The sequence below is a fragment of the Acidovorax temperans genome, from assembly GCF_006716905.1.
Taxonomy (GTDB): domain Bacteria; phylum Pseudomonadota; class Gammaproteobacteria; order Burkholderiales; family Burkholderiaceae_C; genus Acidovorax; species Acidovorax temperans.
On sequence record NZ_VFPV01000002.1, the window covers coordinates 234,640 to 258,655 of the forward strand.

The window sequence follows — 24,016 nt, forward strand, 5'->3', positions numbered from 1 at the left end:
ACCGCATGACCAAATTCGAATGGCTTCACCCCCTGTCCATCGGCGGCACATTGCTCTATGCCCTGATGGGCATCATCATCTTCTGGGCGGCCTTCATCATCATCGACAAGATCACGCCCTACGACCTGTGGCGCGAGATTGTGGAAAAGCAGAACAAGGCCCTGGGCATGGTCGTGGCTGCGATGTGCCTGGGCATCAGCATCATCGTGGCGGCGGCCATTCATTGACGCTGTTTACGTCTGGCACTGCTTGGCGGGCAGCCCAGCAGTGCCGCCTTGGCGTGTAAAAATCCGAGCCCTTGGCCCCCCGGGGCCTGCCTCTCTGAGACCCACCCCGCATGCCCACCCTTGACTGGCTCCACCGCGCAGCCGCTTTCTCTGTTGCCGACCAAGTGCCCTACCGCCTGCTGGAGACCGTGTCGCACCACGGCAGCAGCAGCCCTGACAAGAGCACCGACAACCTGCTCATCCACGGCGACAACCTCGAAGCCCTCAAGGCCCTCATGCCCTTCTACCGGGGCCGCATCAAGTGCATCTTTATCGACCCGCCCTACAACACCCAAAGCGCGTTTGAGCACTACGACGACAAGCTGGAACACAGCCAGTGGCTCAGCATGATGCTGCCCCGGCTGGAGCTGCTGCGGGACTTGCTGAGTGAGGACGGGTCGATCTGGGTGACCATTGACGACAACGAGGCGCACTACCTCAAGGTGTTGATGGATGAGGTGTTTGGGCGGGGGAATTTTGTGGCCACCATGGTGTGGGAAAAGAGAACTACTCGTGAAAACAGGAGGGTGTTTTCTTTCAATCACGACTTCGTTCTGGTCTACGGAAAAAGCAAAGCAGCCTTTGAGGCCACTAGGAACCCGCTGCCTCTAAGTGATGAGGTACTGAGTCGCTACAAGAATCCTGATAACGACCCGCGCGGACCTTGGCAGTCAATTTCTGCAAATGCGCAAGCTGGGCATGCAACTGCTTCGCAGTTCTACACACTGGTTGCGCCGAACAGCAAAGCGCATGAACCACCCCGAGGAACATGTTGGAGGTACAACAAGGAAAAGATGCAGCAAGAAATTGCTGCGGGAAACATTTGGTTTGGTAAAGACGGCAATGGAGTTCCGCGAATAAAGAAGTTCTTAAAAGCAGGAGAAGAAGGCGGACTCACGCCTGAAACCATTTGGAAAGCCGATGCGGTAGGAACGAATGATGAAGCGAAGAAAGGCATCATGGAGTTGCTGCATGACGTTGCAGTCTTCGGCACCCCCAAGCCCGAACGCCTGATCCAACGCATCCTCCACATCGCCACCAACCCCGGCGACCTCGTCCTCGACAGCTTCCTAGGCTCCGGCACCACCGCCGCCGTGGCGCACAAGATGGGTCGGCGCTGGATCGGCATCGAGATGGGCGATCACGCCCTCACCCACTGCCTGCCGCGCCTGCAAAAGGTGGTGGCGGGCGAGCAGGGTGGCATCAGCGCGGCGGTGGGCTGGGGCCAGAGCAAGGACGGCCAGCCGTTTGACGGCGGCGGCTTTCGCCTGGCGCGGCTGGGGGCGCCGGTGTTTGGGGCCGACGGCAGCATTGACCCCGGCGTGCGCTTTGCCACGCTGGCGGCCTACATCTGGCAGCAGGAAACGGCCACCGCGTGGGACGCAGCGCGGGGCACACCCGGCACGCCGTACCTGGGCACACACTCTGTTTTTGATAGCTACTCACGCTTGATGGACGGGCGCCAGGGGCCAATTTCGCTTGAAACTTCGGGCGGCGATGGAGAAGCAGGAACCGCGCCCACCACCGAGCCCCCAGCCCCCACCCTGCGCAGCCGCACGGCCTACTACCTGCTGTTCAACGGCATCCTGGGCGACAAGCGCCCGGCGGGCGGCAATGTGCTCACGCACGCGGTGTTGCAGTCCTTGCTGCAACTGCACGCCGCCACGCCCCACCCCGACGCGCTGCTGGTGGTCTACGGCGAGGCCTGCCGCCTGGGCGCCGCCCGGCTGGCGCAGGCCAACGTGGTGTTCAAGCACATTCCGTATGACGTGAAGGCGCGGTGAGTGATGACCGAGCCCTACACCATGACTGCCCGTGAACTGCAGGCCTGGCTGCGTGCGGGGTTTCCCAAAGAGAACGAGCGCTACGAGTGGAAGGAGTGGCGCAGCCTCAAGTCGAATATTTCGGGCCGCAAGGGAGAGGATCTGGTGTCGTACGTTTCGGCACTGGCCAATATGGACGGCGGCTGCATCGTCATTGGGGTGCAAGACGGCACTTTGGCGGTGACGGGTATTCAGGAGTTTGCGGACTACACGGCGGACAACGTGGTGCACCGCGTGCTGGGCAAAACGCCGGGCCTGCCGTCAATGGGGCTGCGGGTGCAGGAGCTGCGCGCCAGCGACACGGGTGCGGTGGTGTGGCTGGTGCACGTGCCGCGCCACGCCCCGCGCGAGCTGGTGCTGGCGCACGACCAAGCCTGGCAGCGCGATGGCGATAGCCTGACGGGCCTGCGCGAAGACCGGCGCCGGGCGATCTTGCTGGAGCCTCTGGCGGGCGAGGACTGGAGTGCGGTGCTGGTGCCGCAGGCGACGCTGGAGGATTTGGATGTTGCCGCGATTGCCAAGGCACGCGAGAAATATGCGGAAAGGCACCAGCGTGAACCTTGGGCCGACCAGATACCGCACTGGAGCGCAGAGAAGCTGCTCGACAAGATTGGCCTGACCCTCCATGGCCGCATCACGCGCGCCTGCATGTTGCTGTTGGGCAATCCTGAGAGCGCCAGCGCATTTCTATCGCCCCATCCGGCAGAAATCACCTGGAAGGTAGCGGCGGAGCGTGTGGCCGAGCATTTTCATCCCCCGTTTTTGTTGACCACCACCGACGTGGCGCTGCGGATACGCAACCCCAACATCAAACTATTTCCGGCCAATGAGTTGCTGGCGGTCACCCTGCCTCGCTATGACACTAACAAAGTGCTGCTGGAGGGCCTGCACAACTGCCTGGCACATCAGGACTATGCGCAGTGCGGGCGCATCGTGGTGGAAGAGTCCGCCGGGTTGGTTCGGATGATTAACCTGGGTGGTTTTTTTGATGGCCAGCCCGAGGACTACGCCAGTGGAACACGCACCCCAGGGCGCTACCGCAATGACCGGCTAGCCAAGGCCATGGCCGAGGTGGGCATGATCGACAAGGTGGGCTTTGGCATCCATGACATGGTGCAGGCGCAGCGGCGGCGGTTTTTGCCGTTGCCCGATTACGAGGGTTCATCGCTCCTGCGCACCGTTTTTAATATTTATGGGCAGGAAATTGATGAGAACTACAGCCATTGGCTGATGGAGCGAACCGATCTCCCGATCGAGCACGTGCTTTGGCTGGACAGGTTGCAAAAGAAGCTAAGGCTTGATGCCGCACAAGTGGCCGAGTTGCGCCGCGCGGGGTTGATTGAGGGCCGCAGCCCAAAGCTGCACATTTCAGCGCAGATGGCTGTGGCCACTGAGCAGGAGGTGGCGTACCTCAATCACAAGGGACTCGATTCCAAGCACTACAAGGGCTTGGTACTGGGACTGTTGGCGTTGGGGCCACAACCCAGAGCCAAGATCAATGCCATGTTGTTGCCCAAATTACCCGCCGCCATCGCGCTAAGCAGCCAGAAGACGTTCATCAAAAATCTTCTGCAAGACATGGTGCGTGAGCAGTTGATAGAAAACGCTGGCGGCGCCACGCAAGCGGCGCTTTGGCGGCTAAAGCGATGAGAGGCATTGGCTCGCGCCGATTGGATAGTCGCCAATCCAAGCACGGCGTTTATCCAATCCCTAAGCCAATCCATTCAAAAAACACTATATATGTCAACAGCTTACATTGGATAGATAGAGCTTTCTTTTGCGCATTTCTATCCAATCGTCGATTGTCATGACCGCCCTCACCCTCAAGTCCTACCAGCAATCGGCCCTGGACGCCCTGGCCACCTATGCCCGCGCCGCACGCATCCAGGGCCCGGCAGCGGCCTTTGCCCAGCACGCGGGCCGCGCCTACAACGCCGATGCCTTTGGCCCCGATGTGCCCTGCGTGTGCCTGCGCATCCCCACCGGCGGGGGCAAGACGGTGCTGGCCGCGCACGCGGTGCCGCTGCTGGCCACCGAATGGCGCGGCACCGATGCGCCCGTGGCCGTGTGGCTGGTGCCCAGCGACACCATCCGCACCCAGACCCTCAAGGCGCTGCAAACCAGCGGCCACCCCTACCGCGAGGCACTGGAGGCGGTGTATGGCCTGGGCTTGCGCGTGTGCTCGCTGGACGATGTGGCCCAGGTGCCCGCGCCGCAGTGGGGGCGGCAGGCCGTGGTGATTGTGGTGGCCACCATCCAGAGCTTTCGCATCGACGACGCGGGGCAGCGCAATGTGTACAGCTTTACCGAGGCGTTTGAGCCGCACTTCAAATACGCGCTGGCGCAGGGCAAGGGCGCTGAGGGCGGGCGCGACCTGGCCTGCCTGCACGCGCTGCCCGACGCGGTGGTGACGCCCGAGGACGTGGCGCAAGACCCCACCGGCATCCTGGCCGGCTTTGTGGGCCAGCCGCGCTGGAGCCTGGCCAACTGGCTGGCGCTGCACCGGCCCATCGTCATCGTGGACGAGGCGCACAACACCAAGACGGACAAGAGCTTTACGGCGCTGCAGCGGCTGAACCCCTCGTGCATTCTGGAGCTCACGGCCACGCCGATTGAGGCGCGCACCAATGTGCTCTACCACGTGAGCGCGCAAGAGCTGGCGGCCGAGAACATGATCAAGTTGCCCATTGTGCTGGCCGAGCACCCCGAGGGCTGGCCCGCCGCCGTGTTTGGCGCGGTGCAGACGCAGCGCAAGCTGGAAGCCGAGGCACTGAAGGACGAGGCCGAGGGCCACGGCTATGTGCGGCCCATCGTGCTGTTTCAGGCGCAGAACGTGGGCGACGAGATGCCGCCCGAGAAACTGCGCAGCTACCTCATCAATGAACTGAAGCTGCCTGAGGCGCAGGTGGTAGTGGCCACCGGCACCACGCGCGGGCTGGAAGACCTGGACCTGGCGGCGCGCGATTGCCCGGTGCGCTTCATCATCACCGTGCAGGCCCTGCGCGAGGGCTGGGACTGCCCCTTTGCCTACGTGCTGTGCAGCCTGCAAAAGCTGACCAGCGCCACGGCCGTGGAGCAACTGCTGGGCCGTGTGCTGCGCATGCCGTATGCCCAGCGGCGCGGGCGCGAGGCACTGAACCGGGCCTATGCCCATGTGTGCGCGGCAGAGTTTTCGGCCGCCGCCCACGCGCTGGCCGACCGGCTGATCCACCACATGGGCTTTGAGGCGCTGGATGTGGCGTCGATGATTGCCCAGCCCGCCACGCTGCCGCTGTTTGGCGGTGATGATTTGGAGTCAAATGTGCCGCCAGCGCTTGTACATCAAGCGCTAATAGCTACTAATTTTGAAGCACTGCAGGCCACACCCGAGCTGCTGGCGCTGCCCGGCGTGCAGGTCAAGACCATTGCCGGGGCGCAGCAGGTGGTGGTGGCCGGGCACATTGGTGCAGACACTGAGGCGCTGATGCTGGCGCAGGTGCGCGGCCCCAAAAAGCAGGAACAACTGCGCGAGCAGGTGGCCCAGCACAACGCGCTGGTGGCTGCGCAGCTGGCGCCCGCCGCGCGCGGTGTGCCGTTTGCGCCGCTGCCCACGCTGGCCTACCGCGAAGATGCCCAGGCCCCTTTGTGGCCGCTGGAGCGCGAGGCCGTGCTCGAAGCGGTGGAGCTGGACTTGCTCACGCCGCAGGCAGTGCAGCTGCCGGGCTTTCATGTGGCGCAAGAGTCTGATGTGTTCGAGATCAGCCTGAGCGCCGAGGCCCGCGTCACACTGCGCCGCACCGACGTGGACCAAATGGCCATGGACTACGGCAGCAGCTCCATCAGCGCCGACGACCTGGTGCGCTGGCTGGACCAGTCGCTCTTCAAGCAACTGCACGAGCTGACGCAGAGCCAGCGCCGTGCCTACCTGGCGGCGGTGGTGAACGACCAGTTGCACCGCTGCGGTGTGCCGCTGGTGGTGCTGGCGCAGGCGCGCTTTCAGCTGGCGCAAAGCATCACTACGCACTTTGGTGACCTGCGCGACGCCGCCGCCAAGCAGCAGTTTCGGCAACTGGTGCTGCAGGCGGGCAGCCAGGGCGCCTGGCTGGTGGAGCCCGACTGGGCGCACCCGCATGTGTTTGAACCGGGGCGCTACCCCGCGCCCGTGCTGTCGCGCTACGCGGGTCGCTACCAGTTTGGCAAGCACTACTTTCCGGTGCTGGCTGATTTGAAGGACGGCGGGGAAGAGTTTGTTTGCGCGCAGCTGCTGGACAGGCACCCGCAAGTCAAACATTGGGTGCGCAACCTGGACACGGCCCCCTGCGGCTTTGGCCTGCCTACTTCGCGCGGGCGCTTTTACGCCGACTTCGTGGCCGAGCTGGTGGATGGCCGCGTGGCCTTGCTTGAATACAAAGGCGCGCATTTGCAGAACGACCCGTATGAGATTGAAAAGAGCCAGGTGGGTGCGCTGTGGGCGCAAACCAGTGGTGGGCGTGCAGTGTTCGGCTGGCTGACCAAGCAGCAGGATGGCAAAACCTTGGCGCAGCAATTGGACGCGGTGCTGGCATGACGCAGCCGCCGAGCGCGTTGCCATCTACGGCAGGCCCGCGCCCCATCGACATCGCCTTGCTCATCAGCGTGTTCGTGGTGGCGGCCTGCGGGCTGCTGTACGAGCTGGCGGCGGGGGCGCTGGCGTCGTATGTGCTGGGCGACTCGGTGCTGCAGTTCTCCACCATCATCGGCACGTATCTGTTTGCCATGGGCGTGGGGTCGTGGTTGTCGCGGTACTTTGAGCGACAACTGCCCGCGCACTTTTTGCGCATTGAGCTGCTGGTGGCGCTGATCGGTGGCGCGCTACCTGCCACATTGTTTCTGGCCAATGCCTATGTGCCGGGGGCGTTCCGGTTCTTGCTGTACGGCATGGTGCTGATGGTGGGCACGCTGGTGGGGCTGGAGATTCCGCTGGTCATGCGCATCTTGAAGCGCAACACCGTGCTCAAGGACCTGGTTTCGCAGGTGCTCACGTTCGACTACCTGGGCGCGTTGGCGGTGTCGCTGGCGTTTCCGCTGCTGCTGGTGCCGCAGCTGGGGCTGATTCGCACGGGGCTGCTGTTTGGCCTGATGAACGCGGCCGTAGCGCTGTGGGCGGTGTGGCTGTTTCGCGGTGAGCTGCGCCGCCTGCGTGCCCATGCCGTGGCCTGTGTGCTGGTGCTGGGCGCGCTGCTGGCGGGCTTTGTGGGGGCAGACCACATCACCACCCTGGCTGAAGACAAGTTCTACCAGGACCGCATCGTGTTCAGCACCGCATCGCCCTACCAGCGCATCGTGGTCACCCAGGGCAAGGCGGGGCACCGGCTGTTTCTCAATGGCAACCTGCAGTTTGCCGAGCGCGACGAATACCGCTACCACGAAGCCCTGGTGCACCCGGCCATGGCGGCGCACGGTGCGCCGAAGCGCGTGGCCGTGCTGGGCGGCGGCGACGGCATGGCGGTGCGCGAGATTCTCAAGTACCCCTCGGTTGAATCGGTCACCCTGGTGGAGCTGGACCCGGCCATGACCCAGGCCTTCACGGCCAACCCCATGCTGGCGAGCCTGAACGGCGGTGCGCTGCAAAGCCCCAAGCTGCACATCGTCAACACCGATGCCTTCCAGTGGCTTCAGCACGGGCAGGACACTTTCGATGTGATCGTGGTGGACTTCCCCGATCCCACCAATTTCTCCATCGGCAAGCTCTACACCAACAGTTTTTACGCGCTGCTGGACAAGCGCCTGGCCGCCAGCGGCTACGCGGTGGTGCAAACCACTTCGCCCCTGGTGGCACGCCAGAGCTTCTGGACGGTGGTCACCACCATTGAATCGGTGGGCCTGACGGCGCGGCCCTACCACGCGCATGTGCCCAGCTTTGGCGAATGGGGCTTTGTGCTGGCCAGCCGTCGCCCCTGGCGCATGCCCGATGCGCTGCCCGAGGGGCTGCAGTTCCTGAGCCCGCAAACGCTGCCACTGCTGTTTGATTTCCCGCTGGACATGGCCCGTGTGCCCGCCGAGGTGCAGCGGTTGTCCAACCAGGCGCTGGTACACAGCTACGAGCGCGAATGGGGCAGGGTGGTGGCGCATTGAGCCGCCCGTGGTCCGTGCCCCGCCAGCATTCGCCGAGCGATTTGCAGGGGTTCTGCCCGGTGTAGCGGGCGTCACAATCGGCTACAAAGCTGTCAAGACCTTTTAGCTGTGGGCGCCCCTGATGCTGGATCTTTTTTTCGTTAATAACGCACAGCCCTATCCGCTGCTCTGGGCCCAGCATGATCCTTGGCTGGTGGCGCTGTCTGTAGCGATGGCGGTGCTGGCGTCTGTGCTGGCGCTGGAGATGGCGGGCTTGGCCCGGAGTGCAGACACCCGTTTCATGCGCAAGATGGCGCGAGGGTCCGGGGCGATGGCGTTGGGCGGGGGCATCTGGTCGATGCACTTTATCGGCATTCTGGCGTTCACAGTGCTGGGGCGCGGGCGTTTTGATCCCTGGATGACAGCGCTGTCTACCCTTGCCAGCGTGGCTGCGTCGTGGGTGGCGCTGGCGCTGCTGATGCGCCACGAGATCAGCCGCACCACCCTGGTTGTGGGCGGGGTGCTCGTCGGCGCTGGCATTGGCGCCATGCACTACATTGGAATGGAGGCGTCCGAGTGGGCGCCGATCATGCGCTTTGATCCTTGGGGCTTTGCGGCCTCCCTCTTGGTGGCTGTGCTGCTCGCCATTGGGGCCCTGTGGGTGCGATTTGGACTGGAGCGGGTGGTTCGCTGGCAGGCCCGCTGGCTGAATCTGGCGGCGGGTGCGGTCATGGGGCTGGCCATTGCGGCCCCGCATTACGTCGCGATGGCTGCATTGCGTTTCATCGACGCACCTGGCGAACTGGAGCTGGCGACTACCGTAGAGGGTACGTCCCTGGCCTTGGCGGTGGCCGCTGTGGCCCTGGTCATCGGGGGGCTGGTCATCGCCATCAACGTCGGCCTGCGCTACCGGCAGATGTTCCTGCAGATGCAACAGAGCGAGTCCCGCCTGCGCGCCATTGCCGACACGGCCGTGGACGGCATGGTGATGATCGATGCGCAGGGGCGGGTGCAGTCCTTCAACGCAGCGGCCGAACGCATCCTGGGCTGGCGCCCCGAGGACGTGGTGGGCCAGAACGTGTCCATCCTGATGCCCGAGCCCGACCGCTCCCGCCACGACACCTACATTCAGCGCTACCTGCAGGGCCAGGGTGGTGGCCTGATCGGCGGCAACGGCCGCGAGGTGCTGGCCCTGCGGCCCGATGGCAGCACGGTGCCCATCCGCATTTCCATTGGCCGCGTGCCGCTGGACGGCGATCCGGTGTTTGTGGGCTTCATCAAAGACCTCACCCAGCGCCGCGCCATGGAGCAGGAGCTGCAGGCCAGCGAGCAGCGCCTGCGCTCGCTCATGGCCAACATACCGGGCGTCACCTTCCGCTGCCGCTACGACGCCGACTGGACCATGCTGTTCATCAGCGATGCGGTGACCGCACTCACGGGCTGGTTGCCGCAGGACTTTCTGGAAGGCCGTGTCAACTTCACCCAGCTCACGCTGCCCGAAGAGGTGGACCGCCTGTGGGCGGAAGTCTCCAAGGCCATCCAGGAGCACCGACCTTACCTCGTGGAGTTTGGCCTGCGGGACCGCGACGGGCGACTGCGCTGGGTGTCGGAGAGCGGCCGCCCCGTGGTGGGCGACGACGGCCAGCTGCTGTGGATTGACGGCGTCATCATGGACATGACCGCCTTCAAGGAACGCAACGCAGAGTTCGAAAGCATCGTGCGCGCCATCAACCGCGCGCTGGCGGTGGTGGAGTTCGACATGCAGGGCCATGTGCTCCATGCCAATGACAATTTCCTCAATCTGATGGGCTATGACCTCCAGGAGATCGTGGGCCAGCACCACCGCATGTTCTGCGAGCCCGCTTACGTGCAGACCGAGGCGTATGTGCAGTTCTGGGAACAGCTGCGATCTGGCCAACTGGACGGCGGCGAATACCTGCGCCTGGGCAAGGACGGGCGGCGCATCTGGATCCAGGCCACCTACAACCCCATTTTTGACGCGAAGGGCCAGCCCTTCAAGGTCGTCAAGTTTGAGACCGACCTATCCCAGCGCCGCGCCATGGAGCAAGAGCTGCGCACCGCCAAGGAGCGCGCCGAGCAGGCCGCCGCCGCGCGCAGCACCTTCCTGGCCAACATGAGCCACGAAATCCGCACGCCCATGAACGCCATCATCGGCTTCACTGAGGCGCTGCTCGACACCCCCTTGGACGCCCAGCAGCGTCGCCACCTGGGCACCGTGCAGCATGCGGCGCGCTCCATGCTGCGCCTGCTCAACGACATCCTGGACACCGCCAAGCTCGAAAAAGGGGTTGTGGAGCTGGAACTGGCCGACTTCTCGGTGCAGGAAGTCTGCGAGCAGATACTGGCCTCGCTGCGCATCCAGGCGACCAAGAAGGGGCTGGATCTGCAACTGCAAGTCGCGCCTGCGGTGCCCGCCTACCTGCACGGCGATGCGCTGCGCCTGCAGCAGATCTTGCTGAACCTGCTGGGCAATGCGCTCAAGTTCACCGAGGCCGGGCGGGTGCAGCTGCGCATTGACTACGAACGTACGGGCACAGGATGGCTGTTGCTCGACGTGGAAGACACCGGCATCGGCATTGCCAGCCAGCACCTGGACCGTATTTTTGACCCCTTCGCGCAGGCCGATGCGTCCACCACGCGCCGTTTTGGCGGCACCGGCCTGGGTACCACCATCACCCGCCAGCTGGCCGAGCTGATGGGCGGCACCATCAGCGTGCGCAGCACCGTGGGCGTGGGCACCACCTTCACCGTGCGCCTGCCGCTGCCCGAGGGGCAGCCCGCACCCGCCCAGCCCACGGCCCTGCCTGGGGTGGCACTGCCCCCGCTGCGCATCCTTGCGGTGGACGATGTGCCCGCCAACATCGAGCTGCTGCAAATCCACCTCGACCGGGGGCGGCACCAGACCACCATTGCACGCGATGGGCAAGAGGCCGTCGAGGCGTTCTGCAATGGCCGGTTTGATGTGGTGCTGATGGATTTGCAGATGCCCGGCATGGACGGGCTGGAGGCCACGCGCCGCATCCGTGCCTTCGAGCAGGCGCAGCGCCGCAAGGCCGTGCCCATCATCGCCCTGTCGGCCAGCGTGCTGGAGCAAGACCGGCGCAACGCCCGAGCAGCCGGCATGGACGGCTTTGCCAGCAAGCCGCTGGAGCCCGCACGCCTGTTCCGCGAAATCGCCCGGGTGCTGAGCCTGCACGCCACCGGCGACGCCATGGACTGGGGCACGCTGGTCACCCACACCCGCCCCTCGGGCCTGGGGGTTCTGGCCGCAGGGGCGGGCCTGCCCCCGGCCATTGACTGGGAACGGGGCCTGCAACTGTGGGGCCAGATGCCGCTGCTGCGCGATGCCTTGGCGCGCCTGCTGCAAGAACATGAAGGCACGCCTGCCGCCCTGCAGACCCTGGCCGCCCAGCGCGACCTGGCGGGCGTGCGCGCTCTGGCCCACCGCCTGCGCGGCGCAGCGGGCAACCTGGCCTTGAAGCCGCTGCAAACCCTGACCCAGCGCATTGAAGAAGCCGCTGCCTCAATGGACGCCACGGCGCTGCCGCTGTTGCTGAACCAGCTGCCCGCCTCGCTGGCGGCGGTGCACCATGCCTTGGCGCAAGACGCTCGCCAGCCCGCAGGGTCCGCAGCAGAAGGCAGCCTCCATGCGCCGCTGAGCGATGCCCAGCGCACCCGGGCCCGCAGCGCCGCGCAGGCGCTGCAGCAGGCCCTGGAAAATGCCGAACTGGCCCAGCCGCCGCTGGACCTTCTGGCCCAGCTGCTGCCTGCCGCGGCCATGGAGCCTTTGCAGGAAGCGATTGACACCTTTGACTTCGACCAGGCCCTGCAGCAGCTGCAGCAGCTGCGCACCCACTGGATCGACGAGCCCACGGAGAACCCCGCATGACCCAGGCCCCAGACCAGCGCCCCCGCCTGCTGCTGGTGGACGACGAACCCACCAACCTGCAGGTGCTGCGCCATGTGCTGCAGGCAGACTACCGCCTGCTGTTTGCCACCGACGGTGCGCGTGCGCTGCAAGTGGCGCGTGAGCAGCTGCCCCAGCTGATCCTGCTGGACATCATGATGCCGGGCATGGACGGCTACGCCGTCTGCCGTGCCCTCAAGGCCGACCCGGCCACGGCGGGCATTCCGGTCATCTTCATCACCGCCCTGAACGACAGCCAGGACGAAACCGCCGGGTTTGACGTGGGCGGGGTGGACTACCTCACCAAGCCCGTCAGCCCGCCCGTGGTGCGCGCGCGGGTGCGCACCCACCTGTCGCTGGTGCGCATGGAGGAGCTGCGCGAAACCCGCCTGCAGATCGTGCAGCGCCTGGGCCGCGCGGCCGAGTACAAAGACAACGAAACCGGCCTGCACGTCATCCGCATGAGCCACTTTGCCCAGCTGCTGGCGCTGGCCGCAGGCTGCAGCCCAGCCTGGGCCGAAGACCTGCTCAACGCCGCGCCCATGCACGACGTGGGCAAGATCGGCATCCCCGACGCGGTGCTGCGCAAGCCCGGCCCGCTCGATGCAGACGAATGGGCCACCATGCGCCGCCACCCCGAAATCGGTGCCGAGATCATTGGCGAGTACCCCTCCGGCGTGCTGCAGCTGGCCCGCGAAATTGCCCTGGCCCACCACGAAAAGTGGGACGGCAGCGGCTACCCGCGCTACCTGGCAGGCGAGGCGATTCCGCTGTCCGCGCGCATCGTGGCGATTGCCGATGTGTTTGACGCCCTCACCACCCGCCGCCCCTACAAGGAGCCCTGGCCGGTGCAAGAGGCGATGAACCACATTGCCGCCCAGGCGGGCAAACACTTCGACCCCGCCCTGGTGGCGCTGTTCGCCCCGCTGCTGCCGCAGTTGCTGGAGATTCGCGCGCGGTGGGCCGAGTGACGATGCAGCGGCGCCACTTTCTGGGCAGCGCTGCTGCCGCATTGTTGGCTGGCTGCCAGCCACCACCACCGGCGCTGGAATTCGCCTTTGCGGGCATCGATCTGGAGCGCGGCCACGCGCTGCGCGACCTGCTGGCCCAGGGGCCGCTGCCCGCGCCCACGCTGGTGCGGCGCGCTCAGGTCATCATCGCGGGCGGCGGCGTGGCCGGGCTGGCGGCGGCGCGCAGCCTGCGCCTGGCCGGGGTGCACGACTTTGCCCTGCTGGAGCTGGAAGACACCCCCGGCGGCAACAGCCGGGCCGGTGCGGTCAATGGCGTGGCCTGCCCGCTGGGCGCGCACTACCTGCCCGTGCCGGGCGACCACGCGCCCGAGGTGCAAGACCTGCTGGAAGAACTGGGCCTGCGCCAGCGCGTGGCCGGGCGCTGGCAGTACGACGAGCGCCACCTGTGCCACAGCCCACAAGAGCGCCTGTACTTTGAGCGCGAGTGGCAGGAAGGCCTGCTGCCCGTGCAAGGCGTGGGCGAAGCCACGCTGGAGCAATACCGCCGCTTCTCGCAGGCCGTTGGCGCTGCCAGCCGCGCTGCCCGCTTCACCATGCCGCAGTTTGCTGCATTGGATGCAAAAACCGGCCTGGCGCCCGCCCATCAAGCGCTGGATGCTATGACTTTTGAAGCGTGGCTGCAGCACCAGGGGCTGGACGACGCGCACCTGCGCTGGTACCTGGACTACTGCTGCCGCGACGACTACGGCGCGGGCATGGCCCGCGTGTCGGCCTGGGCCGGGCTGCATTACTTTGCCAGCCGCCACGGCTTTCATGCACCGGGCGAAGCCGTGGCTGAAGACCGCGAAGGCGTGCTCACCTGGCCCGAGGGCAATGGCTGGCTCACCCAGCAACTGGCCGCCCCGCTCAGGGCGCAGGGCCAGTTGCAAACTGGCACCAGCGTGCTGCGCATTGCCGAAACCCGCCGGGGTGTGGAGGTGGATGCATTCAACCACCACAGCGGCAATGTGGAGCGCTGGCAGGCGCCACGTTGCATCGTTGCGCTGCCGGTATTTGTCGCGGCGCGCGTGGTGCAAAACCCGCCTGCATTTTTGGCGCAAGCCGCCCAGCGCCTGCAATGGGCGCCCTGGGCCGTGACCAACATCCACCTGAACGCTCCGCTGGCCGACCGCCCCGGCGCCGCCCCCGCGTGGGACAACGTCATCTACGGCGATAGCAACCCCGGCGGCTTGGGCTATGTGGATGCGTCGCACCAGAAGCTCGACCCGCGCCCCGGTCCCACCGTGCTCACTTACTACCAGGCCCTGGGCGATGTGGCCGACGCGCGCCAGCAACTGGCCATGCAGGGCGCCGAGCATTGGGGCCGCGCCGCCCTGGCCGCGCTGGCTGGCCCGCACCCCGATGTGCTGCAGCACGCCACGCGCGTACAGGTCACCCGCTACGGGCACGCCATGTCCATCCCCGTGCCGGGCGTTCAAACATTTTTAAGCCAAATTGGCCTGCAGGGCTCGCCAGGTAAGCGCAAGATGCTATTGAATGGAGAGCGTCAGCGCGCCCTTCCTATCCCTGCCACCGCACGGCTGGCCTTTGCGCACAGCGACTGGTCGGGCTATTCGGTGTTTGAGGAAGCCTTCACCCGGGGGCATGCCGCAGGCCTTCGGGCGTAGGGCGCGTGCAAGGCGTGGTGGCCTGAAAACACAAAAGCCCCGGCGCTCACGCTCCGGGGCTTTTTTTGGGGCAGCCCGTGGGGCTGCGCTCAAGGGCAGGAGGTCAGGGCAGTGCCACGCCGGCCTTGCTGATCACCTTCTGGTGCGAGTAGTCGGCCGCTGCGGGGCGGGCAATCGTGCCCTTGGCCTTCACGTAATCCACAAAGCTCTGGGTGTAGAGCAGGTAGGTGTTCACGTAAGCGCCGGTCTTGTACACGGCGCCCAGCGTGGTGTAGCCGTCCTGGCCTGCGGCGATGAAGTCGTTGGTGACCAGCACATAGGTCTTGGTCAGATCCATCGGGGCCCAGGCGCCGGTCGTCTTGCTGCGCACCTGCACGTTGGTGAAGCGCTGGCCCTTGGCCTTGCTCATGTCCAGGTCCCAGCGCACGCCAGCGGCGTAGGGGTGCGAGCCGTTGGACTGGGCGTTGTCCAGGTGGTTGGCCGTGGCGTCTTCCAGGGCTGCCACCAGTTGCGCACCGGTCAGGTTCATCTCGACCAGCACGTTGGTGAAGGGCAGGATGGTGTAGGCCGTGTTCATGCTCATCGCGCCTGCAGGCACGGCAATGCGCACGCCGCCTGCGTTTTGCAGGGCAAAGTCGGCACGCTTGCTTGCGGCCAGGAATGCTTCGGCCACCGCCTGGGCGGCATCGCTGCCACGGGCCAGGGTGTTGGCGGTTTCGCAGCCAGCCACGCCCGTGCTGCGGTTGGTGGTTTCGCCGGGCGTGCGCACCAGGCACAGGGCGTCCGAGGTGGAACCGATGGTGATGGCGCGCTGCGCTGCCACCTGGCCCGAGTAGCTGGCCAGCGTCTGCGCGGTCGTGGCGTCAGGGGTGGTCACGCGCACCTGGGCGCTGGTGGCCAGCTTGTTCACCAGGGCCTGGCGGTCGGCATCGGCCAGGGTTTGCCAGGCGCCTGCGCTGTCCTTGCGCTTGAAGTTGTCGCCAATCACCAGCTTGGCCGCGCCGCCGCACTGGCTCACGCTGCCGCGGTCGTCAAACTTCACGTTCATCAGGCCATAGGCCTTGGCGTATTCCCAGGCCTGGCCAATACAGACCGTGCCGCCGTCCTTGTTCTGCACCACGGTGGGGTAGGCCCCCGACGAGGTGGCCACACCCACGGACTTGAAGTCGCCCAGCAGCGAGTGCGAGTCGCCGCCAATGATCACGTCCACATCGCTGAGCTTGGGGGCGATGGCCTTGTCGGCGTCGTAGCCCAGGTGCGACAGCAGCACGATGTGGCGAATGCCCTTGGCCTTGAGTTCGTCGATGGATTTTTGCGCGGCCGTGGTTTCGTCCAGGAACTGGGTGGTGGCCAGGGGGCGCGAAGAATTGGTGATCTTGGCCGCAGGCGACAGGCCCACGATGCCCACGTCCACACCGTCCACCTTCTTGACCAGGTAGGGCTTCACGTACGCGGTGCCATTGGCGGGGGCCAGTGCGGTGCCAGCTTGCGCCACCACGTTGGAGGCCAGCGCGGTGGTTTTGCAGGCGCCACCCAGGGCGGGGTCGGCCAGCGCATCCAGAAAGCCCTTGAGCGTGGCGTCACCGTCGTCGAACTCGTGGTTGCCCAGCGTCATTGCATCAAAGCAGATGGTGTTCATCATCTGCGCGTCGGCCTTGCCCTTGAAGAAGGTGTAGTACTGCGTGCCGGTGATCGCATCGCCCGCGTGCAGCTTGATCAGGTTGGGGGTGTTGGCCAGGGCCTTGAAAACGGCCGTCTGGCGCGCGAAGCCGCCCAGTTCCACCTGCGTGGCCACGCCGTCCAGCGTCAGCTCCTGGGCCGTAATGGGTTCGAGTTGCGAGTGGTGGTCGTTGATGTGGGCGATGTTCAGCTCGATCGCCTTGAAGCTGGGCGCACCGTCGCCGTCGCTGCCGCCGCAGGCGGTGAGTACCAGGGCGGCTGCGCCCAGGGCGGACCATGCCGCCAGGCGGCGGGCCGATGAGAGGGGGTGAGATGTGTTCATCAAGTCCAAAAGAGCCAAAGCCACGAAATCGGCGCGATTCTTCGGGGACGGTGTGACGTGTCGATGACAGGGCTGCACACCCGCAGGGGGTGTCACACCACCGTCATGCCACTGCGAGAAGCTCCGCCGCAGCTTGCGTTGCAGGCCCCTGCCCGGCACCCGGTCTGCGGCGGGCGCGCTTTGATTTCAAACGTTGATCCAGCGCGTTGATTTGTCATCGGCTTTATCTGTTGTTGGTTTTCTCATGTCTTCCTCCATGCTCTCTCCCCGCAGCCTGCCAGCCACCACGGCTGCCGTGCAATCCATCCTGGCGGTCACGGCCAGCGCCTGGGCGCTGCCCACCCTCGTTCGCGGCTGATGGCTGCGCGGCCGGGGAGTGCGGGGGCCTGCCCCACAGCCTGCGCCCCCGGCCCTGCCACACACCGTTCACCGGGGCGTCACGCCCGTGTCACTCCCGGTGGGCATCGTTGCCCTTTTTCCTCAGGTAACCCACCATGTTTTCTTTGAACCACCTTGCCGCTGGCGCTGCCCTGGTCTGCGCCGCATTGGCCCCTGCCCACGCGCAGCAAGCCTTTCCTGCCACGCTCACCGGCCACGCCGTGATGCCTGCGCTCACCGTGATTCCTGCACCGGCAGACGCCCCGGCCGACCTGCGCCACGCTGGCAAGTTCACCACCGCCCAGCGCGTGGAAAAGCTGGGTTCGGTGATGGGTTTGTCTGCCGGCCGCCCCACGGGCATCAGCCTGCCTTTTGATGGCCAGCCGGTGCAGGGCCACTCCGGCATCAAGCGCATGGCCGACGGCAGCTACTGGCTGCTGACGGACAACGGCGCTGGCTCCAAGGCCAACTCGCCCGACTTCATGCTGCACCTGAGCCACTACACCGTGGACTTCCAGAGCGGCCAGTTCAGCCGCCAAAAGACCGTCTTCCTGCACGACCCCGACAAGAAAGTGCCCTTCCGCATCACGCAAGAAGGCACCGACAAGCGCTACCTGACGGGCGCGGACTTCGACCCCGAGAGCTTCCAGTTCGCCGGTGGCGTGCTGTGGATTGCGGAAGAGTTTGGTCCCTACCTCATCAAGGCCGATCTGAACGGCAAGGTGCTGGCCGTGTTCGACACCAAGGTGGACGGCAAGGTCGTGCGCTCGCCCGACGCGCCCGGCGTGCTCATGCCCGGCGCCCCCGATGCCAAGCCCACGGCGTTTGACGTGAAGCGCTCCAAGGGCTTTGAAGGCATGGCCGCCAGCAAGGACGGCAGCAAGCTCTACGCCCTGCTCGAAGGCGCACTGTGGAACGAGGCGGCTAAGGCCTACGAAAACGTGGGTGGCAAGCAGGTCCTGCGCGTGCTCGAGTTCGACGTGAAGACCGAGCAATGGACGGGCCGCCACTGGAAGTACGTGCTGGAAGCCAACCACCACGCGATTGGCGACTTCAACATGATCGACGGCACCACCGGTCTCATCATCGAGCGCGACAACGGCGAAGGCACGGCCGACAAGGCCTGCCCAGAGGGCCAGAAGCGCGCGGACTGCTTCCACGACCTCGCCAGGTTCAAGCGCGTCTACAAGGTCGAAATGAGCGATGCAAACGTGGGCGGCGAGATCCGCAAGATCGGCTACATCGACCTGATGAACATCCAGGACCCCCAGCGCCTGGCCAGGAAGCCTTTGACCAATGGCGTGCTCGCCTTCCCGTTCTTCACCATTGAAAACGTGGACGTGGTGGACGACAAGCACATCGTGGTCGGCAATGACAACAACCTGCCCTTCAGCTCCAGCCGCGACCCCAACAAGGCCGACGACAACGAGCTGGTGCTGCTGCAGGTGGAGGCGCTGCTCAAGGCGCGTTGACCGCCTGCCCGTGCAGCGCTGAGGCTGCCGCAAGGCACCTTGTTCAAAGAAAAACACCCAGGGCCTGCATTGCAACCCTGGGTGTTTTTCGCGTGTGGGGTGGGGCGTTGAAAGTCCTTAGAACAGGCTCTCAGCCCAGCCAGTCCTTCTTCGGCGCCTTGTCGGCCTTGTTCTCGACCGGGTTGGCCGTGAGGTACTGGGGCGCGTACTGGCGCAAAAACTCTTTGGCCTTTTCCTGGCGGGCCGTCAGCCAGGCGTCGTAGGCGCCTTCGTTCAGGATGGCGGGCATGCTTTTTTCGCTGCCCGGCTGCTGGTAGCGGTTGAGCAGCGCGTGGTTGTTGGCGTTCACCGTCAGCAGGGCGTAGCTGATGATGACTTCGCCATCCGCACCCCGCCAACGCGCCCACAGGCCCGCCACGCCCATGGGCTTGCCGTCCACCCGGGCAATGCGCGTGGGCACGGCTTTGCCGCTGCGGTAGTCATCGGCGTAAAACGACTGCATGGGCACGATGCAGCGCTGGCCCTGCAGCCACGCTTCACGAAATGCCGTGCCGGTGGACGCCAAATCCGACTTGGCCGTGACCAGCTTGGGTGCGCGCAGCTTGGCGTCAGACGCTGACTTGACCCAGTGCGGCACCAGCCCCCACTGCGCAGGCACCAGCACGCGGGTGCGGTCGGCGGGCGGTGGGGCGGCGGTGTCATCCGCCGCGTTGCCTTCAGCGGGCTCTGCCGCCAGCGGTGCGGCGGGTGCCGGTGCAGACGATGCAGGTGCAGAGGGCTCGGGCGACAGCAGCGCCGTGGCCACCGCCTGGTGCACGATGAAGCAGCCAGGCTTGCGCGGCCACAGCAGCCGCTCGCCCAGTGCTGCGGGGGGCTCCACGCCAAAAGCCTCTCGGTAGGTGTCTTCGTGGCGCAGGGTTTCGTACTGGGTGGTCATGGGTGGATCGTACCTTGTTCGACAAAGGTTATGCACGAAAATGCCATCCAGCGCTTGTGTAATAAGCGCTGTAAGCTATAAAAAAGCTAGCATCTTGGGTGCGGACAATGCACGGTGGCGCCCCGTGGTGACTTGCGTCAAGCCGGGTGTCGCCTGCGTTCTGACACGGGCGGGCGCGGTTTTCACAATGCCCGCATGGACTTCAACCCTTCTCCCCTGGCGCAGCAGATGTGCGACCGGCTCCACGCCTTCATCGACCGCTACGTGCTGCCCTACAACGCCGCCTGGCATGCTGCCGTGCAGGCGGGCGACTACCCGCCGCCGTTCCTGGAAGACCTCAAGGCCCTGGCGCGCGAAGAAGGGCTGTGGAACCTGTTTCTGCCCACGCTGCGCGATGACGAGCCCGGCACGCGACTGTCCAACCTGGACTACGCGCCGCTGGCCGAAGCCATGGGCCGCCTGCCCTGGGCGGCCGAGGTGTTCAACTGCAGCGCCCCTGACACCGGCAACATCGAGCTGCTGCACCGCTTTGCCAGCCCCGCGCAGCGCGCCCAGTGGCTGCAGCCACTGCTGCACGGCCAGTGCCGGTCGGCCTTTGCGATGAGCGAGCCGGACGTGGCCTCGTCCGACCCCACCAACCTGCAGACCACCGTGCGGCGAGAGGGCGCAGAGCGCAGCGGCGCTGCGGGCGACACCCTGGTGCTCAACGGCCGCAAGTGGTTCATCACCGGCGCGGCGCACCCGCAGTGCCAGTTGCTCATCGTGCTGTGCCGCAATGCCGACGCCGATGACAGTGCCGATCCCGACAGCCACCACCGCCACAGCATGGTGCTGGTGCCCGTGGGCACGCCAGGGGTGGAGGTGGTGCGCAACATCCATGTGCTGCACCACCATGCGCCCGAAGGGCATTGCGAAATTCGCCTGCACAACGTGCGCGTGCCCGCCACTGCGTTGCTCGGCGATTGGGGGCAGGGCTTTGCCATGGCGCAGGCGCGCCTGGGGCCGGGGCGGGTGCACCACTGCATGCGCACCATTGGCCAGTGCGAGCTGGCCCTGCAACTGGCCGCTGAGCGCGCGCTGGAACGCCATGCCTTTGGCAAGCCGCTGTCTGAACAAAGCAATGTGCAGGAGTGGCTGGCCGACTCGCGCATCGAGATCGACCAGGCGCGCTGGCTGGTGCTGCACGCCGCCTGGCTGCTGGACCAGGGGGACGCCGCCGAGCCCCGGCAGGTGCGCGCGCAAGTGGCTGCCATCAAAGTGGTGGCTGCGCGGCTGCAGCAGCGCGTGGTAGACAGGGCCATGCAGATTTTTGGCGCCATGGGCCTCTCGCCCGATACGCCGCTGGCCGCCTTCTGGACCTGGGGCCGCGCCCTGCGCCTGATGGATGGGCCGGATGAGGTGCACCTGCGCACCGTGGCCCGGCAGGTGCTGGCCCAGGCGCGCGCGGGCCTGGGCAGCCACACGGCTTACTTCACCACCCCCGAGCAGCTGGCGGCCCCGCCGCATCTGCAGGCTTGATGAATCTTGGGCTGAGCTTGGCCAGCCCGGGGCTGCACGCTTTTAGAGCGGCTAAAAAACTCAGCGTAGCGGTTCTGGCTAGGCACCGCGTCGCAGGCAGTACGCGTAGTACGACAAGACGCGGCAACGACGCCAGAAGAGTTTTGTTAGCCGCTCTAAGCGCGAAAAAACTGTCCCAGCACGCCCATCAGGTCGCTGCTGTTGCCCAGGCCGCCCTGGGGCATCTGGCCTTGGGGCGTGAGGCGGTCCACCAGGCTGGGCAGCAGTTGGCTCAATTGCTGGGCCACATCGGCCGGGGCGGCGCCCACCTGCCTGCCCAATTGCGACAGCGTGCCCTGGCCCAGCACGCTGGCCAGTTGCTCGCCCGAGATCGGCAGGTTGGCACCCGTGCCAATCCACGACTGCAGCACGTTGCCCAGACCCGCTTGCTGAAAGCGCTCTACCAGCCCCGCTAGTCCACCGTGCGCGCCATCGTTGCTGAGCAGCGACAGCACGGCCTGCACCAGCTGCGGGTTTTGGGCGGCCATGCCCAGCAGCCCGCCCAGGCCACCGCCTGCGGCGTTGCCCCCTGCTTGGCCAGCGTTGTTCAAGACTGCGCCGACGACTGAATCGAATAAACCCATGGTGCTGCTCCCTGTGAAACCGTTGAAAAGGCAGGCGGGTTGTCCCACCGCTGCGCGGCACGGGCTGAGGGCCGGTTCAGGCCGTGGCACCGTGTGCGTGGGGCAGTGTGCCGCAAGCGGCCATAGGCCTGCGGAGCCAATGGTCAACTTGTGCAAACCGGGGGCAGGGTCTCAGCTGCAGCTGCCCAGCGTCTTGCCTGCCATGGCGGGGCGCAGGGTGGCCAGCCATGGCTGGCGCTGGGCGTCGGTCACTGCGGGCAGCTTGAGCACGAAGCCGGGGGCGGCCTGGCGCTCCAGAATCACGCGGGCGGTGCGCACGCCCTGGGCGTTCAGCGCAGTCAGGCCCCGCTGCGCAGCCTCTTCCGTCGAGAAGCGGCCCAGCGACAGGCCCAGTTCCAGCGTGCCGCCTGCGCGGTCAAAGTCCACTTTGCGGGCGCGCAGCTCGGCGCGCTTTTTGTCCAGCGTCTCCTGGTCGTCAAAGCGGCCCATGTAGATCATCCAGCGCCCGGTGATGGGCGTGGGCTCCAGCGTCCAGCTGCCCTGGGGCAGGCTGGCGGCGACGGTGCGCAGGGCGGTGGCCTGCTTTTCGTCAAAGATGCCCGCCTGCAGGCATTCGCCCGCGTCGGCAGGGGCGGCTGCTGTAGTGTCTGCCGCTGGGGCGGCAGCCGGTGCGGGCGGCGGCGTGGGGTTATTGGTGGCACCCTGCGCGCGCAGCACTTTCAGCGTTTCGGGGCGAATCTGCTGCTGCAGGCGCTGCGGCTCGGCCTGCTCGGGGGTGACCAGGCCTGCGCTGCGCAGCCAGCCCTGGGTGTAGGCGTAGTAACCGGCATTGGCCAGCAGCAGGGCGATGACGGCAAGGCGCAGCATGGGCAGGGCTTTTTCAGAAGGGGTGTCAGAGGGTAGAGAGCACGGCGGGGCGCACGCTGATTTCAGCGCTGGTCACTGCCTGCATGCCCTGGGCGGTGTGCACCAGCAGCGCGCCGTCTTCGCCCACGCCGTGGGCGGTGCCGGTCTGGCCGTCGCTCAGCGTCACGGGGCGGCCCTGCAGCACATCGCGTGCGGCAAAGCGGGGCTGCACGGGCGCAAAGCCGCAGGCCTCAAAGCCCTGCAACATGGCCACCAGCGGGGGCACGATGCGCAGCAGGGCGGTGGGGGCGTCCAGGCCGGGCTCCACGTCCTGCAGGCAGCCGGGGGGCATGCTCATGCCCTCGCCGCTGCGGGGCAGCACATTGATGCCAATGCCCACCACCACGTAGCGGGCGGCGGTGCCTTGGGCTGTAGTGGGGTGCGCGGCCTGGGGCGCCACAAAGCTGGCCGTCTCCACCAGAATGCCGCCCAGCTTGCGGTCGCCGCTCAGCCACAGGTCATTGGGCCATTTCAGGCCAATGCGCGGAGGCTGGCCCGGCTCCAGCGGGGGCAGGGTGGGCTGCAGGCTCTCGGCCACGCTCACCCCCACGGCCAGCGACAGGCCGGACCAATCCCTGGGCGCCATGGGCAGGCCCAGCGACAGCATGAGGGAAGCCCCCACATCGCTCTGCCACACGCGGCCCAGGCGGCCGCGCCCGGCGGTTTGCTGCTCGGCCACCAGCAGGGTGGGCTCGGTCTGCCCGGCACGGGCGCGGCGCATCAGCTCGGTGTTGGTCGAATCGATGCTGGGCAGCACTTCCACCGTGAAGCCCGGCAGCAGCGGGGCCACGGCCTCCCAGACGGCCTCGGCAGGCCAGCGGATGGGGGCGGTCATGCCTTGCGGCCCTTGGTGGCTTCAGTGGCCTTGCCGGTCTTTGGTGCCTTGGCTTTGGCCGTACGGGGCTCTGGCGCAGGCAGGTCGGGCATGGGCGGGCGCCAGCCGCGCTTGGGGGCCAGCAGCGTGCCGCGGCAGGTGGCGGCGCCGCACCAGCAGGGGTATTCGGCCTTCAGCTTGGGGGTGTAGCGCTCTTCAATGATCAGGCCGTAGTCGTAGTTCAGCTCTTCGCCCGCCTTGATATTGCGCAGCGCGGTGATGAAAATGCGGCCGTCCCGCTCGTCGGCAAAGCAGTTGGGGTCGCAGCTGTGGTTGATCCAGCGGGCCGAGTTGCCGCCGTAGTTGGCGTCGATCACCCGGTCTTCGTCCACATGGAAGTAAAACGTGTGGTTGGGCTGGCTGGGGTCATGGGGGTGGCGGTCTTGCGCCTCCTGCCAGCTGATGATCTCGCCGGTGTATTCCACCAGCACTTCGCCAGCGGCGATGTCCTGCAGGGCAAAAACTCCCCTGCCGTGCACGCCTGAGCGCCGTGTCTGGATGCGGCGGCCGGTGTGGGCGTTGGGGTCGGCAGGCGTTGCATTGCGGGCCATGGCTAAAACTCTGTTAACTTGATGGTGC

General features: G+C 66.2%; 16 protein-coding genes. 10 read left to right on the top strand and 6 right to left on the bottom strand.

Going from position 1 to position 24,016, the window contains the following annotated elements; all coding sequences use genetic code 11:
- Positions 1-5 precede the first annotated feature (5 nt).
- From BDD18_RS09190 to BDD18_RS09225, 8 genes are all read left to right on the top strand, one after another.
- Positions 6-227, top strand: coding sequence for a DUF350 domain-containing protein (locus tag BDD18_RS09190; RefSeq protein WP_044396181.1), 222 nt, complete (start codon positions 6-8; stop codon positions 225-227).
- 110 nt (positions 228-337) lie between these two features.
- Positions 338-2,050, top strand: coding sequence for a site-specific DNA-methyltransferase (locus tag BDD18_RS09195; protein WP_142082848.1), 1,713 nt, complete (start codon positions 338-340; stop codon positions 2,048-2,050).
- Positions 2,051-2,053: 3 nt separating this feature from the next.
- Positions 2,054-3,739 carry an RNA-binding domain-containing protein gene (locus tag BDD18_RS09200; RefSeq protein ID WP_142082850.1) on the top strand — a complete coding sequence of 562 codons (1,686 nt, stop codon included), beginning with the start codon at positions 2,054-2,056 and terminating at the stop codon, positions 3,737-3,739.
- Positions 3,740-3,896: 157 nt separating this feature from the next.
- On the top strand, positions 3,897-6,635 hold the full coding sequence (locus BDD18_RS09205) for a DEAD/DEAH box helicase (RefSeq protein ID WP_142082851.1): 2,739 nt from the start codon (positions 3,897-3,899) through the stop codon (positions 6,633-6,635).
- Positions 6,632-8,182, top strand: coding sequence for a polyamine aminopropyltransferase (locus tag BDD18_RS09210; protein WP_142082853.1), 1,551 nt, complete (start codon positions 6,632-6,634; stop codon positions 8,180-8,182). The genes BDD18_RS09205 and BDD18_RS09210 overlap by 4 nt, the downstream gene beginning before the upstream one ends.
- 121 nt (positions 8,183-8,303) lie before the next feature.
- On the top strand, positions 8,304-12,071 hold the full coding sequence (locus tag BDD18_RS09215; RefSeq protein WP_142082856.1) for a PAS domain S-box protein: 3,768 nt from the start codon (positions 8,304-8,306) through the stop codon (positions 12,069-12,071).
- Positions 12,068-13,060 carry a response regulator gene (locus BDD18_RS09220; RefSeq protein ID WP_066786470.1) on the top strand — a complete coding sequence of 331 codons (993 nt, stop codon included), beginning with the start codon at positions 12,068-12,070 and terminating at the stop codon, positions 13,058-13,060. Before BDD18_RS09215 ends, BDD18_RS09220 begins: the two co-directional genes overlap by 4 nt.
- A gap of 2 nt (positions 13,061-13,062) precedes the next feature.
- The gene (locus tag BDD18_RS09225; protein WP_142084014.1) at positions 13,063-14,727 is read left to right on the top strand and encodes an FAD-dependent oxidoreductase; all 1,665 of its coding nucleotides are present in this window, start codon (positions 13,063-13,065) and stop codon (positions 14,725-14,727) included.
- Positions 14,728-14,830: 103 nt separating this feature from the next.
- Here the strand turns inward: BDD18_RS09225 and BDD18_RS09230 are convergent, their stop codons facing one another.
- Complete coding sequence (locus BDD18_RS09230) at positions 14,831-16,729, bottom strand: bifunctional metallophosphatase/5'-nucleotidase (protein ID WP_142082858.1); 1,899 nt, start codon at positions 16,727-16,729, stop codon at positions 14,831-14,833.
- A gap of 494 nt (positions 16,730-17,223) precedes the next feature.
- Here BDD18_RS09230 and BDD18_RS09235 point away from each other — a divergent pair, with 494 nt between their 5' ends.
- Positions 17,224-18,579 (top strand): esterase-like activity of phytase family protein, encoded by a 1,356-nt coding sequence (locus BDD18_RS09235; RefSeq protein ID WP_142082859.1) that lies wholly within the window; start codon positions 17,224-17,226, stop codon positions 18,577-18,579.
- Positions 18,580-18,709: 130 nt separating this feature from the next.
- On the opposite strand, the gene BDD18_RS09240 is transcribed toward BDD18_RS09235, so the two are convergent.
- The gene (locus BDD18_RS09240) at positions 18,710-19,516 is read right to left on the bottom strand and encodes an SOS response-associated peptidase (protein ID WP_142082861.1); all 807 of its coding nucleotides are present in this window, start codon (positions 19,514-19,516) and stop codon (positions 18,710-18,712) included.
- 195 nt (positions 19,517-19,711) lie between these two features.
- On the opposite strand from BDD18_RS09240, the gene BDD18_RS09245 reads away from it, so the two are divergent.
- Entirely contained in the window at positions 19,712-21,034 is a 1,323-nt protein-coding gene (locus tag BDD18_RS09245) for an acyl-CoA dehydrogenase family protein (protein WP_142082863.1), read from the top strand.
- 155 nt (positions 21,035-21,189) lie between these two features.
- Here BDD18_RS09245 and BDD18_RS09250 read toward each other — a convergent pair whose 3' ends face one another.
- The 4 genes from BDD18_RS09250 to BDD18_RS09265 form a co-directional block, all read right to left on the bottom strand.
- Positions 21,190-21,657 (bottom strand): YidB family protein, encoded by a 468-nt coding sequence (locus BDD18_RS09250; RefSeq protein ID WP_142082864.1) that lies wholly within the window; start codon positions 21,655-21,657, stop codon positions 21,190-21,192.
- A gap of 171 nt (positions 21,658-21,828) precedes the next feature.
- The gene (locus tag BDD18_RS09255; RefSeq protein WP_142082866.1) at positions 21,829-22,524 is read right to left on the bottom strand and encodes an SPOR domain-containing protein; all 696 of its coding nucleotides are present in this window, start codon (positions 22,522-22,524) and stop codon (positions 21,829-21,831) included.
- A gap of 25 nt (positions 22,525-22,549) precedes the next feature.
- Positions 22,550-23,398, bottom strand: a complete 849-nt coding sequence (locus BDD18_RS09260) for a biotin--[acetyl-CoA-carboxylase] ligase (RefSeq protein ID WP_142082868.1) — start codon at positions 23,396-23,398, stop codon at positions 22,550-22,552.
- Positions 23,395-23,988: an SET domain-containing protein gene (locus BDD18_RS09265; protein ID WP_142082870.1), complete on the bottom strand. Its 594-nt coding sequence runs from the start codon at positions 23,986-23,988 to the stop codon at positions 23,395-23,397. Before BDD18_RS09265 ends, BDD18_RS09260 begins: the two co-directional genes overlap by 4 nt.
- Between the last annotated feature and the right edge of the window lie 28 nt (positions 23,989-24,016).

Excerpts from the sequence above, each read along its gene's own strand:
- BDD18_RS09190 (WP_044396181.1), top strand. The coding sequence starts at position 6 with ATGACCAAATTCGAATGGCTTCACCCCCTGTCCATCGGCGGCACATTG.
- BDD18_RS09195 (WP_142082848.1), top strand. The coding sequence starts at position 338 with ATGCCCACCCTTGACTGGCTCCACCGCGCAGCCGCTTTCTCTGTTGCC.
- BDD18_RS09200 (WP_142082850.1), top strand. The coding sequence starts at position 2,054 with ATGACCGAGCCCTACACCATGACTGCCCGTGAACTGCAGGCCTGGCTG.
- BDD18_RS09205 (WP_142082851.1), top strand. The coding sequence starts at position 3,897 with ATGACCGCCCTCACCCTCAAGTCCTACCAGCAATCGGCCCTGGACGCC.
- BDD18_RS09210 (WP_142082853.1), top strand. The coding sequence starts at position 6,632 with ATGACGCAGCCGCCGAGCGCGTTGCCATCTACGGCAGGCCCGCGCCCC.
- BDD18_RS09215 (WP_142082856.1), top strand. The coding sequence starts at position 8,304 with ATGCTGGATCTTTTTTTCGTTAATAACGCACAGCCCTATCCGCTGCTC.
- BDD18_RS09220 (WP_066786470.1), top strand. The coding sequence starts at position 12,068 with ATGACCCAGGCCCCAGACCAGCGCCCCCGCCTGCTGCTGGTGGACGAC.
- BDD18_RS09225 (WP_142084014.1), top strand. The coding sequence starts at position 13,063 with ATGCAGCGGCGCCACTTTCTGGGCAGCGCTGCTGCCGCATTGTTGGCT.
- BDD18_RS09230 (WP_142082858.1), bottom strand. The coding sequence starts at position 16,729 with ATGAACACATCTCACCCCCTCTCATCGGCCCGCCGCCTGGCGGCATGG.
- BDD18_RS09235 (WP_142082859.1), top strand. The coding sequence starts at position 17,224 with ATGTTTTCTTTGAACCACCTTGCCGCTGGCGCTGCCCTGGTCTGCGCC.
- BDD18_RS09240 (WP_142082861.1), bottom strand. The coding sequence starts at position 19,516 with ATGACCACCCAGTACGAAACCCTGCGCCACGAAGACACCTACCGAGAG.
- BDD18_RS09245 (WP_142082863.1), top strand. The coding sequence starts at position 19,712 with ATGGACTTCAACCCTTCTCCCCTGGCGCAGCAGATGTGCGACCGGCTC.
- BDD18_RS09250 (WP_142082864.1), bottom strand. The coding sequence starts at position 21,657 with ATGGGTTTATTCGATTCAGTCGTCGGCGCAGTCTTGAACAACGCTGGC.
- BDD18_RS09255 (WP_142082866.1), bottom strand. The coding sequence starts at position 22,524 with ATGCTGCGCCTTGCCGTCATCGCCCTGCTGCTGGCCAATGCCGGTTAC.
- BDD18_RS09260 (WP_142082868.1), bottom strand. The coding sequence starts at position 23,398 with ATGACCGCCCCCATCCGCTGGCCTGCCGAGGCCGTCTGGGAGGCCGTG.
- BDD18_RS09265 (WP_142082870.1), bottom strand. The coding sequence starts at position 23,988 with ATGGCCCGCAATGCAACGCCTGCCGACCCCAACGCCCACACCGGCCGC.